The 18674-nt window shown below is 68.5% G+C and carries 18 protein-coding genes and 1 tRNA gene; 9 read left to right on the top strand and 10 right to left on the bottom strand.

Annotation, left to right across the window (positions count from 1 at the left end; all coding sequences use genetic code 11):
- The first annotated feature begins 94 nt into the window (after window positions 1-94).
- Window positions 95-958: a LysR family transcriptional regulator gene (locus AOZ49_RS16655; protein ID WP_054476612.1), complete on the top strand. Its 864-nt coding sequence runs from the start codon at window positions 95-97 to the stop codon at window positions 956-958.
- 58 nt (window positions 959-1016) lie between these two features.
- On the opposite strand, the gene AOZ49_RS16650 is transcribed toward AOZ49_RS16655, so the two are convergent.
- Entirely contained in the window at window positions 1017-1835 is an 819-nt protein-coding gene (locus tag AOZ49_RS16650) for a ChbG/HpnK family deacetylase (protein ID WP_054476610.1), read from the bottom strand.
- Between the two features lie 36 nt (window positions 1836-1871).
- On the opposite strand from AOZ49_RS16650, the gene AOZ49_RS16645 reads away from it, so the two are divergent.
- The gene (locus tag AOZ49_RS16645) at window positions 1872-2267 is read left to right on the top strand and encodes a GtrA family protein (RefSeq protein WP_082380477.1); all 396 of its coding nucleotides are present in this window, start codon (window positions 1872-1874) and stop codon (window positions 2265-2267) included.
- Here the strand turns inward: AOZ49_RS16645 and AOZ49_RS16640 are convergent.
- The gene (locus tag AOZ49_RS16640) at window positions 2224-3813 is read right to left on the bottom strand and encodes an ArnT family glycosyltransferase (RefSeq protein ID WP_054476608.1); all 1590 of its coding nucleotides are present in this window, start codon (window positions 3811-3813) and stop codon (window positions 2224-2226) included. The genes AOZ49_RS16645 and AOZ49_RS16640 overlap by 44 nt on opposite strands.
- The gene (locus AOZ49_RS16635) at window positions 3813-4865 is read right to left on the bottom strand and encodes a glycosyltransferase family 2 protein (protein WP_054476605.1); all 1053 of its coding nucleotides are present in this window, start codon (window positions 4863-4865) and stop codon (window positions 3813-3815) included. Before AOZ49_RS16635 ends, AOZ49_RS16640 begins: the two co-directional genes overlap by 1 nt.
- Window positions 4866-5120: 255 nt before the next feature.
- Between AOZ49_RS16635 and AOZ49_RS16630 the strand changes: the two genes are divergently transcribed.
- The 5 genes from AOZ49_RS16630 to AOZ49_RS16610 all read left to right on the top strand — a co-directional run bounded on the left by AOZ49_RS16630 (window position 5121) and on the right by AOZ49_RS16610 (window position 9165).
- Window positions 5121-5621 (top strand): GNAT family N-acetyltransferase, encoded by a 501-nt coding sequence (locus tag AOZ49_RS16630; protein ID WP_054476602.1) that lies wholly within the window; start codon window positions 5121-5123, stop codon window positions 5619-5621.
- Between the two features lie 63 nt (window positions 5622-5684).
- Window positions 5685-6893, top strand: a complete 1209-nt coding sequence (gene gltS / locus AOZ49_RS16625; protein ID WP_054476598.1) for a sodium/glutamate symporter — start codon at window positions 5685-5687, stop codon at window positions 6891-6893.
- Window positions 6890-8392 (top strand): TAXI family TRAP transporter solute-binding subunit, encoded by a 1503-nt coding sequence (locus AOZ49_RS16620; protein WP_054476595.1) that lies wholly within the window; start codon window positions 6890-6892, stop codon window positions 8390-8392. Before gltS ends, AOZ49_RS16620 begins: the two co-directional genes overlap by 4 nt.
- A 42-nt stretch (window positions 8393-8434) precedes the next feature.
- Complete coding sequence (locus AOZ49_RS16615; protein WP_006392879.1) at window positions 8435-8698, top strand: ribbon-helix-helix protein, CopG family; 264 nt, start codon at window positions 8435-8437, stop codon at window positions 8696-8698.
- Window positions 8698-9165 (top strand): YaiI/YqxD family protein, encoded by a 468-nt coding sequence (locus AOZ49_RS16610; RefSeq protein WP_006392878.1) that lies wholly within the window; start codon window positions 8698-8700, stop codon window positions 9163-9165. Before AOZ49_RS16615 ends, AOZ49_RS16610 begins: the two co-directional genes overlap by 1 nt.
- 30 nt (window positions 9166-9195) lie before the next feature.
- On the opposite strand, the gene AOZ49_RS32540 is transcribed toward AOZ49_RS16610, so the two are convergent.
- The 7 genes from AOZ49_RS32540 to AOZ49_RS16580 all read right to left on the bottom strand — a co-directional run bounded on the left by AOZ49_RS32540 (window position 9196) and on the right by AOZ49_RS16580 (window position 16337).
- Entirely contained in the window at window positions 9196-9363 is a 168-nt protein-coding gene (locus tag AOZ49_RS32540) for a hypothetical protein (RefSeq protein WP_006392877.1), read from the bottom strand.
- Between the two features lie 340 nt (window positions 9364-9703).
- Window positions 9704-9778 (bottom strand) — tRNA-Val (locus AOZ49_RS16605).
- A gap of 60 nt (window positions 9779-9838) precedes the next feature.
- Window positions 9839-10561 (bottom strand): DNA polymerase III subunit epsilon, encoded by a 723-nt coding sequence (gene dnaQ, locus AOZ49_RS16600; protein ID WP_054476593.1) that lies wholly within the window; start codon window positions 10559-10561, stop codon window positions 9839-9841.
- Between the two features lie 4 nt (window positions 10562-10565).
- Complete coding sequence (locus AOZ49_RS16595; protein ID WP_054476591.1) at window positions 10566-13682, bottom strand: efflux RND transporter permease subunit; 3117 nt, start codon at window positions 13680-13682, stop codon at window positions 10566-10568.
- A 30-nt stretch (window positions 13683-13712) separates the two neighbouring features.
- On the bottom strand, window positions 13713-14804 hold the full coding sequence (locus AOZ49_RS16590) for an efflux RND transporter periplasmic adaptor subunit (protein ID WP_054476589.1): 1092 nt from the start codon (window positions 14802-14804) through the stop codon (window positions 13713-13715).
- A 242-nt stretch (window positions 14805-15046) separates the two neighbouring features.
- Window positions 15047-15508, bottom strand: a complete 462-nt coding sequence (rnhA, locus tag AOZ49_RS16585) for a ribonuclease HI (protein ID WP_054476588.1) — start codon at window positions 15506-15508, stop codon at window positions 15047-15049.
- Window positions 15509-15557: 49 nt separating this feature from the next.
- A complete protein-coding gene (locus AOZ49_RS16580) occupies window positions 15558-16337 on the bottom strand; it encodes a class I SAM-dependent methyltransferase (protein WP_054476586.1) in 780 nt (259 codons plus the stop codon).
- A gap of 21 nt (window positions 16338-16358) precedes the next feature.
- On the opposite strand from AOZ49_RS16580, the gene gloB reads away from it, so the two are divergent.
- Window positions 16359-17180, top strand: coding sequence for a hydroxyacylglutathione hydrolase (gene gloB, locus AOZ49_RS16575; RefSeq protein WP_054476584.1), 822 nt, complete (start codon window positions 16359-16361; stop codon window positions 17178-17180).
- A gap of 7 nt (window positions 17181-17187) precedes the next feature.
- A complete protein-coding gene (locus AOZ49_RS16570) occupies window positions 17188-18606 on the top strand; it encodes a transglycosylase SLT domain-containing protein (RefSeq protein WP_054432732.1) in 1419 nt (472 codons plus the stop codon).
- Window positions 18607-18674 lie beyond the last annotated feature (68 nt).

Below are 18674 nucleotides of genomic sequence, written 5' to 3'. Positions count from 1 at the left end.
GAGGTCGTTTGTTTCAGTGACCGGGGGATTTTCGACGATATTTCCGGTACGATAAAGATAGAATCCATCGGAAAATCCGATACAACACCCGACCATGCGCCATTCCCTGGAATCCCTGGCCACCTTCGCCCAGGTGGCTGCCGAGGGCACGTTTTCGGCCGCGGCCCGCAAGCTGGGCAAGAGCCAGTCCACTGTCAGCGAGACCATCGCCAACCTCGAGGTCGACCTGAACGTGACGCTGTTCGACCGCAGCCAGCGCCAGCCGTCCCTGACCGAGGCCGGCCAGGTGCTGCTGGGCCAGGCCTTGCAGGTGCTGGCGGCCAATGACCGCCTGAACCGCAGCGCCAGCCAGCTGTCGGCCGGACTGGAGCCGCGCCTGACCGTGGTGCTGTCGGATACGTTTCAGTCCGAAACCTTTGAGAACATGCTCAGCCAGATCGACCAGCGCTATCCGGCGCTGCGCTTCGAGTGCCTGATCGCGGAATACGAGGATGTGGTGGCGCTGGTGCAGCAGGGCCGCGCCCACCTGGGGCTGATGGCGGCGCAGGAAAGCTATCCGCCGGACATGGCCCACGCGACGCTGCGCGAGGCCTCGGAGATCGTGCTGTGCGTGGGTCGCGGCCATCCGCTGGCGGCGCTGTCGGGAGTCACCAAGGATCACCTGAAGACCGAGCGCGAGCTGCGCCTGAGCACCTACGAGCTGGATGACAAGGACCCCGCGCCGTCTCAGTCGACCTGGTCGGCGCCGGGCTACCTGATGCTGCTGGAAATGGCCACGCTGGGATTCGGCTGGACCGAGCTGCCGCGCTGGATGCTGCAACGCTTCGGCCGCGGGCAACTGGTGGAACTGGCGGTGCCGGGCTGGCCGCGCCAGATCCGGGTGGACGCGGTGTGGTCGACCCGCCGCCCGCTGGGGCCGGCCGGCGCCTGGCTGCTGCAGAGCCTGACGCGGGCCTGATGATGGAAGGCGCGGGAGCCGGCCTTGGCGCCTGGCGCGCCCGCCCGTCCCGCAAGGCCTAGCGCGCGCTGAGCGGCAGGCGCGAGATGCGCACGCCGTTGGCGGCCAGCCAGTCGCCCAGCTTGGGGCAGGCCAGCACGTCGAATTCCGCGCGGCGCTGGCGCGCCATGGCGCTGTCTCCGCGGCTGTTCTTGGCCGGATGGCACATCAGCAGATCGCAATCGCGGGCATTGAACAACCAGTTCTGCAGCAGGTCGGCATAGCGCCGCTTGCCGCCCTCGAAACCATAGACGCCCAGCAGCCGGCGGTTGGTGCGCAGGCCTTCGTCGCGGGCCTGGCGACCCAGCGCGGCCGCGCCCAGCGCACCGATGATGCGCGCCTTGATGGACTCCTTGAGCGGGATGCCGCTCAACATGCCCGGTGCGGTCTGGCGCAGCCAGGGCATGCGGGCGCCGTAGCGCTGCTTGAGCAGCCGCAGCAGACGGTCGCGGATAATCGGCAGCTGGTGCACGTGCTGGTGCCCGTCCACATAATCGGGCGCGCGGCCGAAAGCGGCCTCGAACGCGTCGAACTGGCGCGTCAGGTGCTGGTCGACCCAGTCCGCGTCCAGGCGCCCGGCGTAGGCGCGCAGGATCAGGCGCGACAGCGACGGCAGGTCCGCGTCGGCGCCCGAACCGAGCGGCTCGGTGAAGTTCACATGCAGGCCGAGGTCGGCATCGAGCGCCGCCAGGCGCGGCGCATTGGCGACGAAAGTCGGTCCCAGCGACAGGCAGCTGACCGCGCTCAGCCGGCCCATGCCCGCCAGCACGATCATGCCTTCATCAATGTCGGCATTCATGCCAAAATCATCACCGCAGACCACAATGCGCTTGGTCAAGCTCTCACCCCGCCATTTCTCTTCGACACGCCCCGCATGCGCGCCCTGCTTCAACAAGTCAGCCTGTTCATCGCCGTCGGATGCGCAGCGGCCGCCACCCACTGGGGCATCGCCGTCGCCAGCGTGGAAGCCTTCGGCGCCGCGCCACTCCTGGCCAACCTGATCGGCTGGCTGGTGGCGTTCGTGGTGTCCTTCAGCGGGCATTACCGGCTCACGTTCAGACATTCGACAACACCCTGGACCATAGCAGTTCGCCGTTTCTTCTTCATTTCAGCCATCGGCTTCGTCATCAATGAATCGGCTTACGCCTGGTTGCTACGGGTAACGGCCGTTCGCTATGACGTCCTGCTGGCAATCATCCTGATCGCATTGGCGGTCGGCACCTTCATCACGAGCCGGCTTTGGGCGTTCCGCCACAAGCCCGCTGCTTGAAGGCGGCGTCCGACACCACCTGCCACATCACGTATTTCACGCTGGTCGCCGTCGGCTCGCGGCCGGCCAGCGCGGCATAGCTGCCGGCATCCGAGCGCGTGCCCCAGACCCAGTAGCGCGCGCCATCGGGCGCCGCGCACAGGCGGGCCTGGAATTCCTCGGCGCTGATCAGCACCTGCTTGCCGACCTGGGGCTCGAACTTGGCGGCGTCGTAGAGTTCCTTGCGCCAGTTGTCGCGCACCGGCACTTCCGGATTGAGCCAGTCGTCCACCACCCAGGTCGGGTTGGGCGCCTTGGCGTACAGCGCCAGGTCGAACGGATAGGTATGCAGCGACACGAAGGTATCGCCGGGCTGCGCCAGCGAGCGGATCTGCGCGGCCAGCGGGCCGGCGCTGCCACGGGCGGAGTGGGCGGCGATGCCGATGGCCAGCACGCAGATGCCGGCGCCAACAGCGGCGCAGATGCGCACCAGGCGCGGCGTCAGCACATCGGCCTTCTGGCGGCCCGCGGCCACGATCACTTCGGCCAGCAGGAAGGCCAGCGGCGGCAGCGCCGGCAGCACGTAGCCGACCAGTTTGGAGTTGGGCAGCGAGAAGAAGCCCACCACCACCACGAACCAGACCAGCGCCAGGCGGCGCAGGTCGCGCTGCGGGCCCTCGGCCCAGAACGCCTTGCGCAGGATGCCGCCGCCCCACAGGGACCACGGCAGGCTCAGTCCGACCACCACGGGCAGGTAGAACCAGAACGGCTGGGCATTGTTGAAACCGGTGGCGGCGAAGCGCTGGAAATGCTGGTAGACGAAGAAGTAGTCGTAGAACCCGGGATAGCGGATCTGCATCAGCGCGAACCACGGCACCGCGACCACCGCGAACACCAGCAGCGCGGGCGGCCAGACCAGCGCGCCCAGGCCGCGCCAGCGGCGGCTCCAGACCAGCCAGATGAACAGGATGGCGCCCGGCAACACCAGGCCGATCAGACCCTTGGCCAGGACCGCCAGGCCGGCCAGCGCGGCGGCGGCCAGCGACATCCAGCGATAGGCCTCGCCGCGCTCGACGCGCAGCGCGGTGTCGGCCGCGGCCAGCACGCACAGCGTGATCATGCCGGCGACCAGCATGTCCAGGTTGGCGAACTGCGAACCGCCGTAGAAGAACGGCACGGTGGCCAGCACCAGCGCGGTCAGCGTCGCGGTGGCGGCGTCGCGGTAGCGCCGCACGAAGGCGTACAGCGCGGCGATCGCGGCCCAGGAGGCCAGCAGCGACGGCAGGCGCGCGGCCCACGGATGCACGCCGAACACGGTGAAGGACAGCTCGGTCAGCCAGTAGTACAGCGGCGGCTTGTGGAAATACGGCATGCCGTCCAGCAGCGGCACCATGTGCGAACCGCTGCGCAGCATGTCCCAGGCGACGCCCGCGTAACGGCCCTCGTCGGGCAGCGTCAGGGGCCGAACCCAGGCCAGGAAGGCCAGCCAGAAGCCAATCGCGAGCAGGAACCTGCCCGCCGGCGGGATCCAATTGGAACGCGCCGGCTGTTGCATCGCGGCGGCCATCAGTGTGCGACCTTGTCGGTGCGGGCGGCCTGCCCCTGGCGGCGGCGCACGACGAACAGCGGGCGCCCCTTGACCTCGTCGAAGATACGGGCGACGTATTCGCCCACCACGCCCAGCGAGATCAGATTGACGCCGGCGAAGAACAGCACGGCCGTCACGATGGTGGTCCAGCCCGATACCGGGTTGCCGGACACCAGGAAGTCGATCACCAGGTAAACCGCGTAGGCCATCGCCAGCACGGCGAACAGCACGCCGACCAGGCTGACCAGGCGCAGGGGCCAGGTGGTGAAGGCGGTCAGGCCGTCCAGCGCCAGCCGCGCCAGGCGCATGCTGCCGAAGCGGCTGTCGCCGTGCATGCGTTCGTCGGGGGTGTAAGGCAGCGCCTCGCCCTTGAAACCGACCCAGGCGTACAGGCCCTTCATGAAGCGGGTACGCTCGGGCAAGGCGTTCAGCGCGTCCACCACGTTGCGGCTCATCAGGCGGAAGTCGCCGGCGTGGGCCGGCACATCGACGCCGCGGGCGCCGCTCAGCAGCTTGTAGAACCAGCGGGCGCCGGTGCGCTTGACCCAGGATTCGTCGCTGCGGGTTTCGCGCACGGCGTAGACCATTTCGGCGCCGGCGGCCCAGCGGGCCAGCATCTGCTCGATCAGCGCGGGCGGATGCTGCATGTCCGCGTCCAGGCAGATCACGACGTCGCCGGTGGCGCTTTCGAGCCCGGCGCTGAGCGCGGCTTCCTTGCCGAAATTGCGCGACAGCTGCACGTAGCGGAAGCCGTCGTACTGGGACCATTCGGCCATCAGCGCCTCGGTGCCATCGGTGCTGCCGTCATCGGCGACGATGATCTCCCAGCCGGTGCACAACGCCGCCAGCCGGCTGCGCAGCAGCGGCAGCAGCACGCGCAGATTCTCACATTCATTCAGGCACGGAATGACGCAGGTGACACAGGCGTCGTAAGGCACATTGGCGGCGGCCGTCCCCCAGAGCGCTTCAATGGGAAGCGCTTTGGTCAGGACTTGCTGCCCCTGGGGCTCGGACCGGAATTGGATATGCATGGTGCTCTGAAATTGGAATGCGGGACGTTATGCCGGGCAGTATGCGCAAGCCATCGTCGAATTTTCATCAAATGCCACGGCTATAAGACTGGTCGCATTCCGGCGATTCTAGGGAGCGGCGCCGCCAGGGATATAAAGTCGCGTAAATCTCTGTCCCCAATTTGTGAAGAGACGTGAAGCGGCGCTTCGCGGGCATCGGTAAAATGCGCGAAGTTCTTGTTTTCACAGGGTGTTATGCAATATCGAGTCCGCCCCATGCTGACCGCCGACGTGGATGCCATCCTGGACGTCCAGGCCGGCGCCTATCCGGGGTTCCTGCTGGAAAGCACTGATTTCTTCCTGAACCGCCTGGCGCTGGCGCCGGCCCACTGCTGGGTGGCGCAGGCCGCCGCCGCGCCGGGCGACGCGCTGCTGGGCTATCTGGTTTCGTATCCATGGGACGCCGGCCTGCCGCCGACCCTGGACGCGCCGCTGGCCACGCTGCCCGAGCCCGCCGACCACTGGTTCCTGCACGACTGCGCCGTGGCGCCCTCGGCCCAGGGTCTGGGCGTGGGCCAGGCCCTGCTGCGCACCGCGGCCGGGCACGCCACGCAGACGGGTCTGCGGCGCGCCAGCCTGGTGTCGCTGGGATCCGCGGTGGGTTACTGGCTGCGCCACGGCTATGCGCCGGTCGCCGCCGGCGGCCGCGACCTGGCCGCCAAGCTCGAGGGCTATGGACCGCAGGCCAGTTACATGGCGCGCGCCTTTCCGCTCTGACCTCCCGGGGGCTCCGCGCCCCCGCCCCTTTCGTCCGTTGCCCCGCGAGGCACGAAGGTTTTCATGATTTCACTCTCGCCCGTCCAATCCCTGCTGGCCTGCTGCCTGGTGCTGGCCATCGGCCGCGTCCTGACCACCCGCATCGGCGTGCTGGCGCGCTACAGCATCCCGGACCCGATCGTGGGCGGCCTGCTGTTCGCCATCGGCGCCTACGCGCTGTCGACCTGGGGCGGCCACGCCGTGTCCCTGGAAACCAGCATCAAGCCGACCCTGTTGCTGCTGTTCTTCGGCTGCATCGGCCTGACGGCGAACCTCAAATTGCTGGCCAAGGGCGGCCCGCGGCTGATCGCGTTCCTGCTGGCGCTGATTCCGTTCCTGGTGCTGCAGAACGCCGTGGGGCTGGGCATGGCCTGGCTGCTGGACATGCACCCGTTGATGGGGCTGCTGGGCGGCACCATCACGCTGGTCGGCGGGCACGGCACGGGCGCGGCCTACACCACCCGCTTCGCCGACGTCAACAACATCCAGGACGTGATGGCGCTGGCCATGACGGCGGCGACGATCGGCCTGGTGCTGGGCGGCGTGGTCGGCGGCCCGGTGGCCGAATGGCTGATGCGCCGCCACAAGCTGGCCGGCGGCCTGGACCGCCAGTCGGCGGCGGGCCACGAGGCGCCCGACCTGACCGGGACCCAGCCGCCGTCGACCGCGGCCTCGTTCATCACCTCGATGACCGCCGCCTTCGTCTGCCTGGTGGCGGGCGGCTACCTGGCCACGCTGGTGGAGGGCGCGCCGGTGAGCCTGCCCAATTTCCTCTGGTGCCTGGCGACGGGCGTGCTGATCCGCAACGGCGGCGAGCACCTGGGCCTGAAGCTGGACGACCGCGCCACCGAGATCATCGGCACCATCACGCTGTCGCTGTTCCTGGCCATGACGATGATGACGCTGGACCTGACCAGCGTGGCGCGGCTGGCCGGGCCGCTGGCGCTGATCCTGGCGGTGCAGACGCTGTTCTGCGCGCTGTATTCGGCCTGGGTGGTGTTCCGGCTGCTCAAGAGCGACTACGAAGCCGCCATCATGTCGGCCGCGTTCTGCGGCTTCTCGCTGGGCGCCACGGCCACCGCCATCGCCAACATGCAGGCGCTGACGCGGCGCCACGGCCCGGCGCCGCAGGCCTTCATCGTGGTGCCGGTGACGGGCGCGTTCCTGGTCGACATCCTCAACGTGATCGTCCTGACCTCGTTGATTTCCCTGCCGTTCGTGGGAGGGATGTGACCATGCTGAAGCGATTCCTGCTGCTGGCCCTGTGCCTCCTGCTGGCCGCCTGCGGCCGCGCGCCCGATGCCGACGCGCTGCGAGCCGACGTCGAGCGCGGCCTGGCCGCCACCTATGGCGCGGGCCTGTTCCGCATCGACCAGCTCAAGCGCATGGGGTCGGCCGCCGACAGCAGCGCGCCGGCCGGCGAAACCCGCCGCGTGGTCTATTACGACCTGCGGCTGGCGGTGACGCGCGACATCGCGCTGGGCGCCTGGGATCAGCCCGGGGCCGCGGCCCTGGTGACCCTGCTGGGCGCCGGCCCGCGCAGCATCAGCGGCGTGAAATCCAGCGGCAACCAGGCCGGCGACGAGATCGTCGCGCACGCCAGCGCCATCTACCGCCAGGACGGCGACGCCTGGACGCTGGTGACCCCGGCCGGCTTCAAGGCCGCCGAGGCGCCGTCGCTGGACACCGGCGCGCCGCCGCCCGTGACGCAGCGGCTGCTCGACACCCTGGACCAGATCACCCATTCGGTCGCCTACAGCGCCTCCAGCACGGCGCAGCACGTGGTGCAACAGGAGCTGGAACGCTCCGTGGCGCGCATCAACGGCCGGCTGGCGCGGATGCAGCAGGGCTATCCGCTGGCGGGCGGCCCGGATCGCGGGGAATACGTCACCTTCGCGCGCGCGCTGGGCGCCGTGGGCCAGGCGCGCCAGATCCGCGTCACGCCGCTGATCACCGGCGGCGGGGCCGAGAACATCGCCCTGCTGCGCAGCGGCGACGCGGTGGTCGGACTGGCGCAGGCCGACACCGCCAAGCTGGCGTACGAGGGCCGCGGCCCGTTCGCGTCGCAGGGGCCGTTCGCCGGCCTGCGGGCGCTGGGCAGCCTCTATCCCGAAATGGTGCACATCGTCGTGCGCGACGACGCCAGGCTGCGCGGCGTGCGTGACCTGAAGGGCAAGAAGATCGCGCTCGGCGCGCAGGGGTCGGCGGTGCGCGCCACGCTGGAAGCCGTGCTGGCCGCTCATGGCCTGCAGGCCGGACGCGACTACGAGGCGGTGCCCACCCCCTTCACCGCTTCGCTGCCGGCGCTGAACGCCGGCACCATCGACGCCGCCGCGCAGGTGATCGGCATTCCCGCCACGCCCTTGCGCGACGCGCTGACCCAGGCGCACCTGAAGCTGCTGCCGCTCGATCCGGCCGCGGTCAAGGCCCTGGCCGCGCAGGACGACGCGCTGATGCCGCTGGGGATACCGGCGGGCACCTACCCGAACCAGCCCGAACCGGTGGCCACCATCGGCACCGCGGCGCTGCTGCTGACCACCTCGGACCTGACCCGCGACGAAGCCCTGCAGGTGGTGCGGGCGGTCTACCAGACCGGACAGGACCTGCTGGCCGCCGGTTCGCCGCAGGGCGCCCAGGTCAACGTCGCCAACGCCCGGTGCGGCCTGACCGTGCCGCCACACGACGGCGCCGAGGAAGGACTGGCCGCGCTCGAAAATGCCAAACCGCGCTGACCGCGCTTGCGCTTATGATGGCGCTCCCAATCAGGAATCTTCATGAACAAATTCGATCTGCAAAAGAACCAGGCGCTGAAACTGGCCGGCCAACTCAAGCAAGCCGCCACGCCCGACCGCTTCGGCACCGCCTCCCAGGCGCCTGACCGCCGTGAACAGCGCAAGCTGGATCAGGCCGCCGGCCTGGTGCCCTTTCCCGTGAAGCTGTCGCAGGCCCAGGCGGACCAGTTGCGCGCCGCCGCCGCCGAACGCGGCGTGAGCACCAACGACATCGTCGCCGAGGCGCTGCAGAAGGCCCTGGGCTGATGCATATCTGGGTCGACGCCGACGCCTGCCCCGGCGTCATCAAGGACATCCTGTTCCGCGCCGCGCAGCGCTGGCAGGTGCCCCTGACCCTGGTGGCGAACCAGGCGCTGCACACGCCGCCGTCGCCGCTGATCCGCGCGGTGCAGGTGCCGCGCGGCTTCGACGTGGCCGATGCCCACATCGCCGAACGCGCGGTGGCGGGCGACCTGGTGATCACCGGCGACATCCCGCTGGCGGCGCAGGTGCTGGAAAAAGGCGCGATGGCGCTGAACCCGCGCGGCGAACGCTATTCGCCGGAGACCATCCGCGAACGGCTGGCGGTGCGGGACATGATGGAGGAGTTGCGGGCCAGCGGCGTGGATACGGGCGGACCGCCCTCGTTCAGCCAGGCCGACCGCAAGGCCTTCGCCAACCAGCTCGATACCCTGCTGGCGCGCGCGGCGCGGCTGGCCGCGCCCAAGGCCTGAGCCCCCGCCGGCGGGCGCCCGCGGGCCGCGTCAATAGAAGGTGATGTACGCCTTGTAGATGATGGTGCCGATGGCCGTGATGAGGCCGATGCCCATCAGGCCCATGCCGATGTTGCGGTCCCGCAGTCCAAACCCGAGCAGCATGAGCGCCACGCCCGTGCAGATGATGATCAACATGGTGTTGGTGCTGGGGTGCATAGAGGTCTCCCGGTAAACGACGCGATTCCATCATAGACAACCCGGGGCACGATTGCGCGCAAGCCCCGCGGCCGCGCTTGCGGCATATCAAGGGCGGCGCGAATGTCCCCGCGCCCACGCCACATCGCACCACGCCATCACACCCCACCATCACACCGCGCCAAGCAACCGGGCGCGGAAAACAAAAAAGCCAACCGCTGGGGTTGGCTTCATTGTTTGGCTTCATTGCTTTTGAAAGGATTGGCAGCGCCGCTGGGGTTACCTTGTCAGGATTACCTTTCACCCCGTCTCGAATCGCGATTGCCCGCTTTGCAGCCTGGCGATGCTTTTCGAGGGTCTTTGGTGGGTGGTACAAGTTTCGAACTTGTGACCCCTGCCGTGTGAAGGCAGTGCTCTACCACTGAGCTAACCACCCCGAAAGAGGCGAAATATTAGCACGCTTTTTTGGATGTGTGCAAGTCGCCTCGAAAAAACTTCAGCTGACCGCCGCCGGCGCGTCCATTTTGCGCCAGACGCACTCGCCGCCCACCGACTTGTCCAGCGCCGCCAGGTAGGTCTCGTGCTCGGCCAGCTCGGCCTCGCTGGCCTTGACCACCGGCAGGCCGGAGGCGTCGAACTTCGCCAGCACCACGCCGCCGCCCGCGCCCGCGTCGTTGTCGTCGACGTCGATCAGCAGCGCGTCCTGGCCGCGGGTCATGGCCAGCCAGACTTCCGCCAGCAGCTGCGAGTCGAGCAAGGCGCCGTGCAGCGTGCGATGCGCGTTCGAGATGCCGAAGCGGTCGCACAGCGCGTCCAGCGAGTTGCGCTTGCCGGGGAACAGCGAGCGCGCATGCAGCAGCGAGTCGGTGATCGTCTCGCAGTACTCGGTGATCGGGCCGCGGCCGGTCTTGGCCAGCTCGGCGTTGAAGAACTTCACGTCGAACGCGGCGTTGTGCGCGATCAGCTCGGCGCCCTGGACGAACTTGACGAATTCGTCGACCACCTCGCCGAAGCGCGGCTTGTCGGACAGGAATTCGGTGGTCAGGCCGTGCACCGCCAGCGCCTCGGGGTCGCTGTCGCGGTCCGGGTTCAGGTAGATGTGCAGGTTGCGGCCGGTGGACATCCGGTTGACCAGTTCGACGCAGCCGATTTCGACGATGCGGTGTCCCTGGGCGGGATCCAGCCCGGTGGTTTCAGTGTCAAAGATGATCTGGCGCATAAAGCTATTCCGACGCTTGGGCCGCGGACGCCGACGGCGCGTGGCCCTCCGCCGGGCCGGCCGGGGGATGCGCTGCGCTGCCGGCCGGGCCGGGTTTCCTGCGTGCGGTGGCGATCAGGGTGTAGGCCACCGGCACGACGAACAAGGTCAATAGTGTACCCAGCATCAGCCCGCCCACCAGGACCCAGCCGATCTGCTGGCGCGATTCGGCGCCCGCGCCCGAGGACAGCGCCAGCGGCACGGTGCCCAGCACCATGGCGCCGGTGGTCATCAGGATCGGCCGCAGGCGCAGCACGCTGGCCTCGGTCACGGCCTCGAACAGGGCCTTGCCCTCGTCGCGCAGCTGGTTGGTGAATTCGACGATCAGGATGCCGTGCTTGGTGATCAGGCCCACCAGCGTTATCAGGCCGATCTGGCTGTAGATCGACAGCGTGCCGCCGGTCAGCCACAGCGCCAGCAGCGCGCCGGTCATGGACAGCGGCACCGACAGCATGATGATGAAGGGGTTGCGCCAGCTCTCGAACTGCGCCGCCAGCACCAGGTAGATGAAGGCCAGCGCCATGGCGAACACCAGGTAGATGCTGCCGGACGAATCGCGGAATTCGCGCGACTGGCCGTCCAGGTCGGTCACCACCGTGTTGGGCAGCACTTCGCGCGCCACCTGATGCATGTGGGCCAGCACCTCGCCCAGCGCGTAGCCCGGCGCCACGGCGGCGTCGATCTTGACGGCCCGCAGGCGGTTGAAGTGGTTCAGCGACTGCGGCGACACGCCTTCGTGCACGGCCACCAGGTTGTCCAGCTGCACCATGCTGCCGTCACGCGCGCGCACGTGGATGCCCGAGATGTCGGTGGGCGTGGCGCGGTCGCGCGGCGTGACCTGCACGATCACGTCGTATTGCTCGCCCTGGTCCTTGTAGCGGGTCACCTGGCGCCCGCCCAGCATCGATTCGAGGGTGCGGCCCACGGTGTCGACGTTGGTGCCGACGTCGGCCATCTTGTCGCGATCCACCCGCACCCGCAGCTCGGGCGTGTTCAGGCGCAGGTCGGTGTCCAGGTTGAGCAGGCCGGGATACTTGCGCAACTCGGTCAGGAACACCTCGGTCAGGCGCGACAGTTCCGCGTACGAGGCCTGGCTCATGATGATGAACTCGACCGGCTTGGAACGCGCCGACTGGCCCAGCGACGGCGGATTGGTCGGGAACGCCCGCACGCCCGGCAGCGACGAGAACAGCGGCTGCAGTTCCTGGGTGATGGCCTGCTGGCGGCGGCCGCGCTCTTCCCAGGGTTTCAGGCGCAGGATGGCGGTGCCGTCGGTGACCGTGGGAAAGCCCACCGTGACCTGGCTGCCGCTGGCCTCGGGAATGGCGGCGTAGAACTGCTCGATGCCGAGCATGCTGTCAAGCGTGTAGTTCAGCGTCGCGCCCTCCGGCGAACTGACGATGCCGAACACCACGCCGCGGTCCTCGACCGGGGCAAGCTCGCTCTTGACCACCTTGAACAACACGCCGCTGCCGGCCGCGACCGCGATGCCGATCGCCACCACCAGCCAGCGATGCCGCAGCGACGCCCCCAGCGCCCGCCGATAGCCATTGCTCATGGCGTTGAGCCAGCCTTCGATCAGGTTGTACCAGCGGCTGTGGCTGCTCTCGTGGCGCAGCAGCACCGAGCACATCATGGGCGTCAGGGTCAGCGCCACGAAGCCGGACACCAGCACCGCGCCGGCCAGCGCCAGCGCGAACTCGATGAACAGGCGCCCGGTGCGGCCGGTGGCGAACGCCAGCGGCGCGTACACCGTCACCAGGGTCATGGTCATGGCCACCACCGCGAAGCCGATCTCGCGCGAACCGCGCAGCGCCGCTTCCTTGCGCGGCATGCCGTCCTCGATGTGGCGGTAGATGTTCTCCAGCACCACGATGGCGTCGTCCACCACCAGGCCGATGGCCAGCACCATGGCCAGCAGCGTCAGCGTGTTGATGGAAAAGCCGAAGAAGTACATCAGCGCGCAGGCGCCCACCAGCGACACCGGGATGGTGACGATGGGAATGATGCTGGCGCGCAGGTTGCGCAGGAAGAAGAAGATCACCAGCACCACCAGGATGATGGCTTCGCCGATGGTATGGAACACCGAGTCGATGGAGCGCTCGATGAACACAGACGAGTCGTAGGCGATGGTCAGCTTCATGCCCGCGGGCAGGTTCTCGTTCAGCCGCGCCACTTCCTCGCGCGCGGCCTTGGACAGCTCCAGCGGGTTGGCGGTGGACTGGCGCGTCACGCCGATGTTGATGGCCGGCTTGCCGTTGAAGCGCGACAGGATGCGGTCGTTGGCGGCGCCGATCTCGACCTTCGAGACGTCGCGCAGCCGCACCGGATAGCCCTTGACGTTGGCGACGATGACGTTCTCGAACTGCGCCGGCGTCTGCAGGTCGGTGGACGACACCACCGAGAACTCGCGCGCCCGCGACTCGATGCGGCCGGCCGGGATCTCCACGTTCTGGCTGCGCAGCGCAGACTCCACGTCCTGCACCGTCAGGCCGTAGGCGGCCAGCTTGTCGCGGTCCACGTAGATGCGCATGGACGGCAGGCGTTCGCCGAACACGCGCACCTCGGCCGCGCCGGGCAGCACCGACAGGCGGGTCTTGATGTAGCGGTTGATGTAGTCGGAGGTCTGGATCGCCGAGTACGAGCCGGACTCGACCGCGATGTAGATGATGGGCTGCGAATCGGCCTCGACCTTGCCGATGATGGGCTCGTCGATCTCGTCGGGCAGGAAGCGGCGCGCGCGCGAGACCTTGTCGCGCACCTCGGCCGCCGCCGCGTCCGGATTGCGCGACAGGTTGAACTTGATGTTGATCAGGCTGCGCTCGGAGCGGCTGCGCGAGGTCATCACGTCCACGCCCTCGATGCCGGCCAGCTGGTCTTCCAGCGGCTTGGTCACCTGCGACTCGATCACCTCGGGCGAGGCGCCCTTGTAGGTGGTGTCGACCGAGACGATGGGTTCGTCGATCTTGGGATACTCGCGCACGGTCAGGCGCGAATACGAGATCAGGCCGATCAGTACGATGACCAGCGACAGCACCGACGCGAACACCGGCCGCTTGATACAGGTTTCCGAGATACGCATAAGAGGCCGCCGTCCGCTGGAAAGATGGCGTCAGGCGCCGTTTTTGACGACCTGCACCGGGCCGCCGTCGGTGACGCGCTGCAGGCCCGACACCACCAGCTGGTCGCCGGCCGCCACGCCCGTCAGGATCTCGACCTTGCCTTCGCGGCGCTCGCCGATGGTGACTTCGCGGCGCTCGGCCAGGCCGTCCTTGACGCGGTACACGTACTGCGTCTCGCCGGACGGCGACAGCGCGGCCTCGGGCGCGACCAGCGCCTTGTCCTGGTTGAACAGCAGCTGCACGCGGGCGAACATGCCGGGGCGCAGCAGCGAATCGGCGTTGGCCACGGTGGCGCGCAGCAGGATGGAACGCCCGCCCGCGTCGACCAGCGGACTGACGGCGTACACCAGGCCCGGGCGTTCCTGGCCGGGCAAGGCGTCCAGGCGCAGCGTCAGCTGCTGGCCAACGCCGACCTTGCTGAGATACATCTCGGGCACGCGGAAATCCACCTTGAGCGGGTCGATGGCCTCCAGCGGCGCCAGGTCCTGGCCCTGGTTGACGTAGTCGCCCACCGACACGCTGCGCAGGCCGGCGAAGCCCGCGAACGGCGCGTTGATGGTCATCTTGTCCAGGCGCGCCTGCGCCAGCGCCACCGCGGCTTCCTGCACCTTGAGCGTGCTGGCCGATTCGTCGCGCGCCTGCTGGCTGACGAAGCCCTTGGCCTGCAGCGCCACGGCGCGGCGGTAATGGCTCTGCGCCAGCGCCAGATTGGCGCGCGCCTGCGCCAGCTCGGCGCGCGGCACGGAATCGTCCAGGCGGATCAGCGCCTGGCTGCGCTTGACCGGCTGGCCTTCCTTGAACTCGATCGACTGGATGCGGCCGGCCACTTCGGGCCGCAGCATCACGGCCTCATCCGAGCGCAGGCTGCCCACGGCCGACAGGCCGCGCGCGAACGGAATTTCCGCGACGGCGGCGACCTCGACCCGCACCGGGGCCGGCTTGGAGACGGGTTTGGCGGGCGTGGCGGCGGCAGTGGCCGCCGGCGTGGCGGCCGGCGCGAGCCAGCGCGGCACGAATACGCCCAGAGCGGCCCCCGCGGCCACTCCTGCCGCGATGGCGGCCAGCAATGCAGCTTTTTTCATGCGAATGTGGCGGTATCGCGGCGCGTGCCAGGCATCCCCCGCTGGGACGGCGCCGCAGGAACAGGATCAAGGGTTGGCACTTTAGCACCGGATTTACAACCTGGAACAATCCTGAAGCGCGCTGAAAGCACTAAACCGGCCGACCCAGGGTATTTCCCGATGCGGGCAGCGGCGACGGCGCCGCCATATTGATACAACCTGGCCGTCTTTCGAGGACGGCGAGCGCCGTGGCGCCCGGCCGGTCAGCCGCGCCGGACCGACTCGACGCCCTGGTTGGCGAGCTGGTCGGCGCGCTCGTTGCCGGGATCGCCGGCATGGCCGCGGACCCAGCGCCACGAGACGGTGTGGCGGCGCACCTGGTCGTCCAGCGCCTGCCACAGCTCGGCATTCTTGACCGGCTTCTTGTCGGCCGTGATCCAGCCGCGCCGCTTCCAGTTGGCCAACCATTCGGTCATGCCCTTCATGACGTACTGGGAGTCGGTGTGGATGGTGACGACGCACGGGCGCTTGAGCGCGCGCAGGCCCTCGATCACGGCCAGCAGCTCCATGCGGTTGTTGGTGGTCTGGGCCTCGCCGCCGTGCATGGTCTTTTCGTGCGCGCCGGCGCGCATCAACACGCCCCAACCGCCCGGACCGGGGTTGCCCTTGCAGGCGCCGTCGGTCCACATTTCCACTTTCTGGTCGTTCGCGTTGTTGTCCTGCATGGTGCTGCTTGTATGTCCTTGTGCTTTCAATGTGAATCCGGCCGGCCGCTCAGGAGCGGTCGAAGCCGTCGTCGGCCTGGCGGTTGACCACCACCGAGGCCGCGCGGGCGCGCTTGGGCTTGGTCTTCCAGGCCGGGCCGATGATACGCATGCTGGCCACGCGCTTGACGGCCGACACCAGGTAGACCGCGCCGCCCAGGCTCCACCAGCGCGCGCCGGCCGATTCCAGGAAGCCCCAGCGCTGCAGCCATTTCTCGCTGCGGCAGGCCGGCGCGTAACAGCCGAAATGGCTTTGCTCGACTTCCAGCGACAGCAGCTTGAACCAGTCCTTCAGGCGCGGCAGCGACACCTGCGACGCCGGCGGCTGCGGCAGCCAGGGCTCCATGCCCGGCATGCGGGTGCGCGCGCCCCACATGCTCCAGGGGTTGAAGCCGGAGATCACCACCCGCCCTTCCGGCACCAGCACCCGTTCGACCTCGCGCAGCACGTTGTGCGGCTCTTCGGCGCATTCGAAGGCGTGCGGCAGGATCAGCAGGTCCACGCTCTGCGATTCGAACGGCAGCGCCTCGGGCTGGGCCAGCACCACCCGCGACTGCCAGCCGGCGATGCTCTCGGGCGACGGCGTCTCGGTGCCGACATAGCCCTTGAACGGCATGCGGTTGGCGCGCAGCAGGTTCAGGTCGGCCAGGCCGACCTGCCAGGCGTAATATCCAAAGACGTCCGCCACGGCCGCGTCGAACTGCGCGCGCTCCCAGGCCAGGGCGTATTGCCCTGGCGGCGTCTGGAACCATTCGGCCAGTTCTACAATCGGCGGAGTTTCTTCTGCCACGTTTTCATTCCTTCGAATCCCATGCAAGCCTTGACCGCCCCCGCAGGCGGCCGCGAACGCAATGCCGCGGTCTTGCCCCTGCCCGCCTTCACCGACAACTATATCTGGGCCATCGTCCGCGACGGCCAGGCCGCCGTGGTCGACCCCGGCGAAGCCGGCCCGGTGCTGCAATGGCTGGCCCGCGAAGGCCTGAAGCTGCGCGCCATTCTACTCACGCACCACCACGGCGACCATGTGGGCGGCGTGCTTGAATTGTCCCGCATTGGCGACATCACGGTATATGGGCCGGCGCGCGAGAAGCTGCCGCGCTGCGACGTGCCGCTGGTCGAGGGCGACCGCGTGGTGCTGCCGGAACTGGACCTGGACCTGACGGTGCTGGACGTGCCGGGACACACCGCGGGCCACATCGCGTACACCGGCCGGGCGGCGGGAAAACAGCCTGTGCTGTTCTGTGGAGACACCCTGTTTGCCGGGGGCTGTGGCCGGCTTTTCGAGGGCACTCCCGCGCAAATGTCTGATTCCTTGGAAAAATTTTCTGTTTTACCGCCGGATACACAGGTTTTTTGCGCACACGAGTACACTCTAGCGAACTTGCGCTGGGCCATGGCGGTCGAACCCGCCAACCGCACCCTGCAACAGTGGTATCAGCGGGCCCAGCAATTACGCGCAGAAGGTCTCCCCACGCTTCCGTCGACCATCGGTCAGGAACGCGCGACCAACCCGTTTTTGCGTACGCAGCAAGCTGACGTCGTCCGCGCCGCAGACAACTGGGCCGGCCACGACCACCCGACGCCGGTAGAGGTTTTTGCCTCCCTTCGTGAATGGAAGAACGATTTCAAGTGACCGCCCGATGAATCTATCCCGACTCCTTCTGCCGCTTCTGCTGGCAGTCCTCGCCGGTTGCGCAGGAACCAAATCCCACGACAGCAAGAACCTCACCACCAACTCCCAAGGGCGCTACATCGCCCGCGACACGTCCCGCACGGTCGACCTGACCAATCCGCCGGTCGACGCCTGGGACCGCATCCGCCGCGGCTTCGCCATCCCCAACCTGAACACCGACCTCTCGCAGCAGTGGACCGACTACTACGCGTCCCACCCCGAGGCGGTGCAGCGCATGGCCGAGCGCGCCGGCAAGTACCTGTATTTCATCGTCGACGAGATCAACCGCCGCGGCCTGCCGACCGAGCTGGCCCTGCTGCCGTTCGTCGAAAGCGCCTACAACCCCACCGCGCTGTCGCGCGCCCAGGCCTCGGGCCTGTGGCAGTTCGTGCCGGCCACCGGCCAGCACTTCAACCTGAAGCAGGACTGGTGGCGCGACGAGCGCCGCGACCCCATCGCCTCGACCAACGCGGCGCTGGACTACCTGGAAAAGCTGTTCGAAATGCAGGGCGACTGGTACCTGGCGCTGGCCTCGTACAACTGGGGCGAAGGCTCGGTGCAGCGCGCCATGGCCAAGAACGAGGCCGCCGGCCAGCCCACGGACTACCTGTCCCTGAACATGCCGGACGAGACCCGCAACTACGTGCCCAAGCTGCAGGCCATCAAGAACATCATCGCCGACCCGCAGCGCTACGCGGTGGCGCTGCCGCCGGTCGGCAACACGCCGTACTTCGTGACGGTGCAGAAGAACAGCGACATCGACCTGGAAATCGCCGCCAAGCTGGCCGAGATGCCGCTGGACGAATTCAAGGCCCTGAACCCGTCGTTCAACCGGCCCGTGATCCGCGGCGACCACGCCCCCACGCTGCTGCTGCCGGCCGACCGCGTCGAGATCTTCAACGCCAACCTGACCAACTACAAGGGCGACCTCAGCGCCTGGAAGGTCTACCACTCGCGCCGCGGCGAATCGTACGCGTCGATCGCCAAGCGTTTCGGCGTGACCGAGGCCAAGCTGCGCGAGACCAACGACATCGGCTCGCGCCAGAAAGTGGCCTCGGGCCAGTCGCTGCTGGTGCCGGGCGACCCGGGCGCCGGCGGCGTGCAGCTGGCCTCGCTGGCCGCGCCGGTCGGCGCGCTCGATTCGGCGCCCGCCAACACCAGCAAGGCGCCGGCGCCGCGCGGCAAGGCCGCCGCTCCCGCCGCGCGCGGCGCCGCCGCCCGCCCCAATGTGCGCACGCACAAGGTGCGCCAGGGCGACACGCTGTTCTCGCTGGCCAAGCAGTACGGCACCTCGGTCGACGCGCTGCGCGCCCTGAACAACCTCAAGGGCAGCGCGCTCAAGGTCGGCGCTCAGCTGCGCGTGCCGGGCACCAACGCCCGCGGCTGATTCCCCGCCGATCCGTCTTTCGCTGCGGCGCCCACCCGGGCGCCGCGCTGTTTTGTCCGCGAGGCCGC

Source organism: Achromobacter sp. 2789STDY5608615 (assembly GCF_001298995.1).
GTDB lineage: Bacteria > Pseudomonadota > Gammaproteobacteria > Burkholderiales > Burkholderiaceae_B > Achromobacter > Achromobacter insuavis.
The sequence above is the reverse complement of the archived record's forward strand: the minus strand, read 5'-3'. Positions and strand labels throughout refer to the sequence as shown.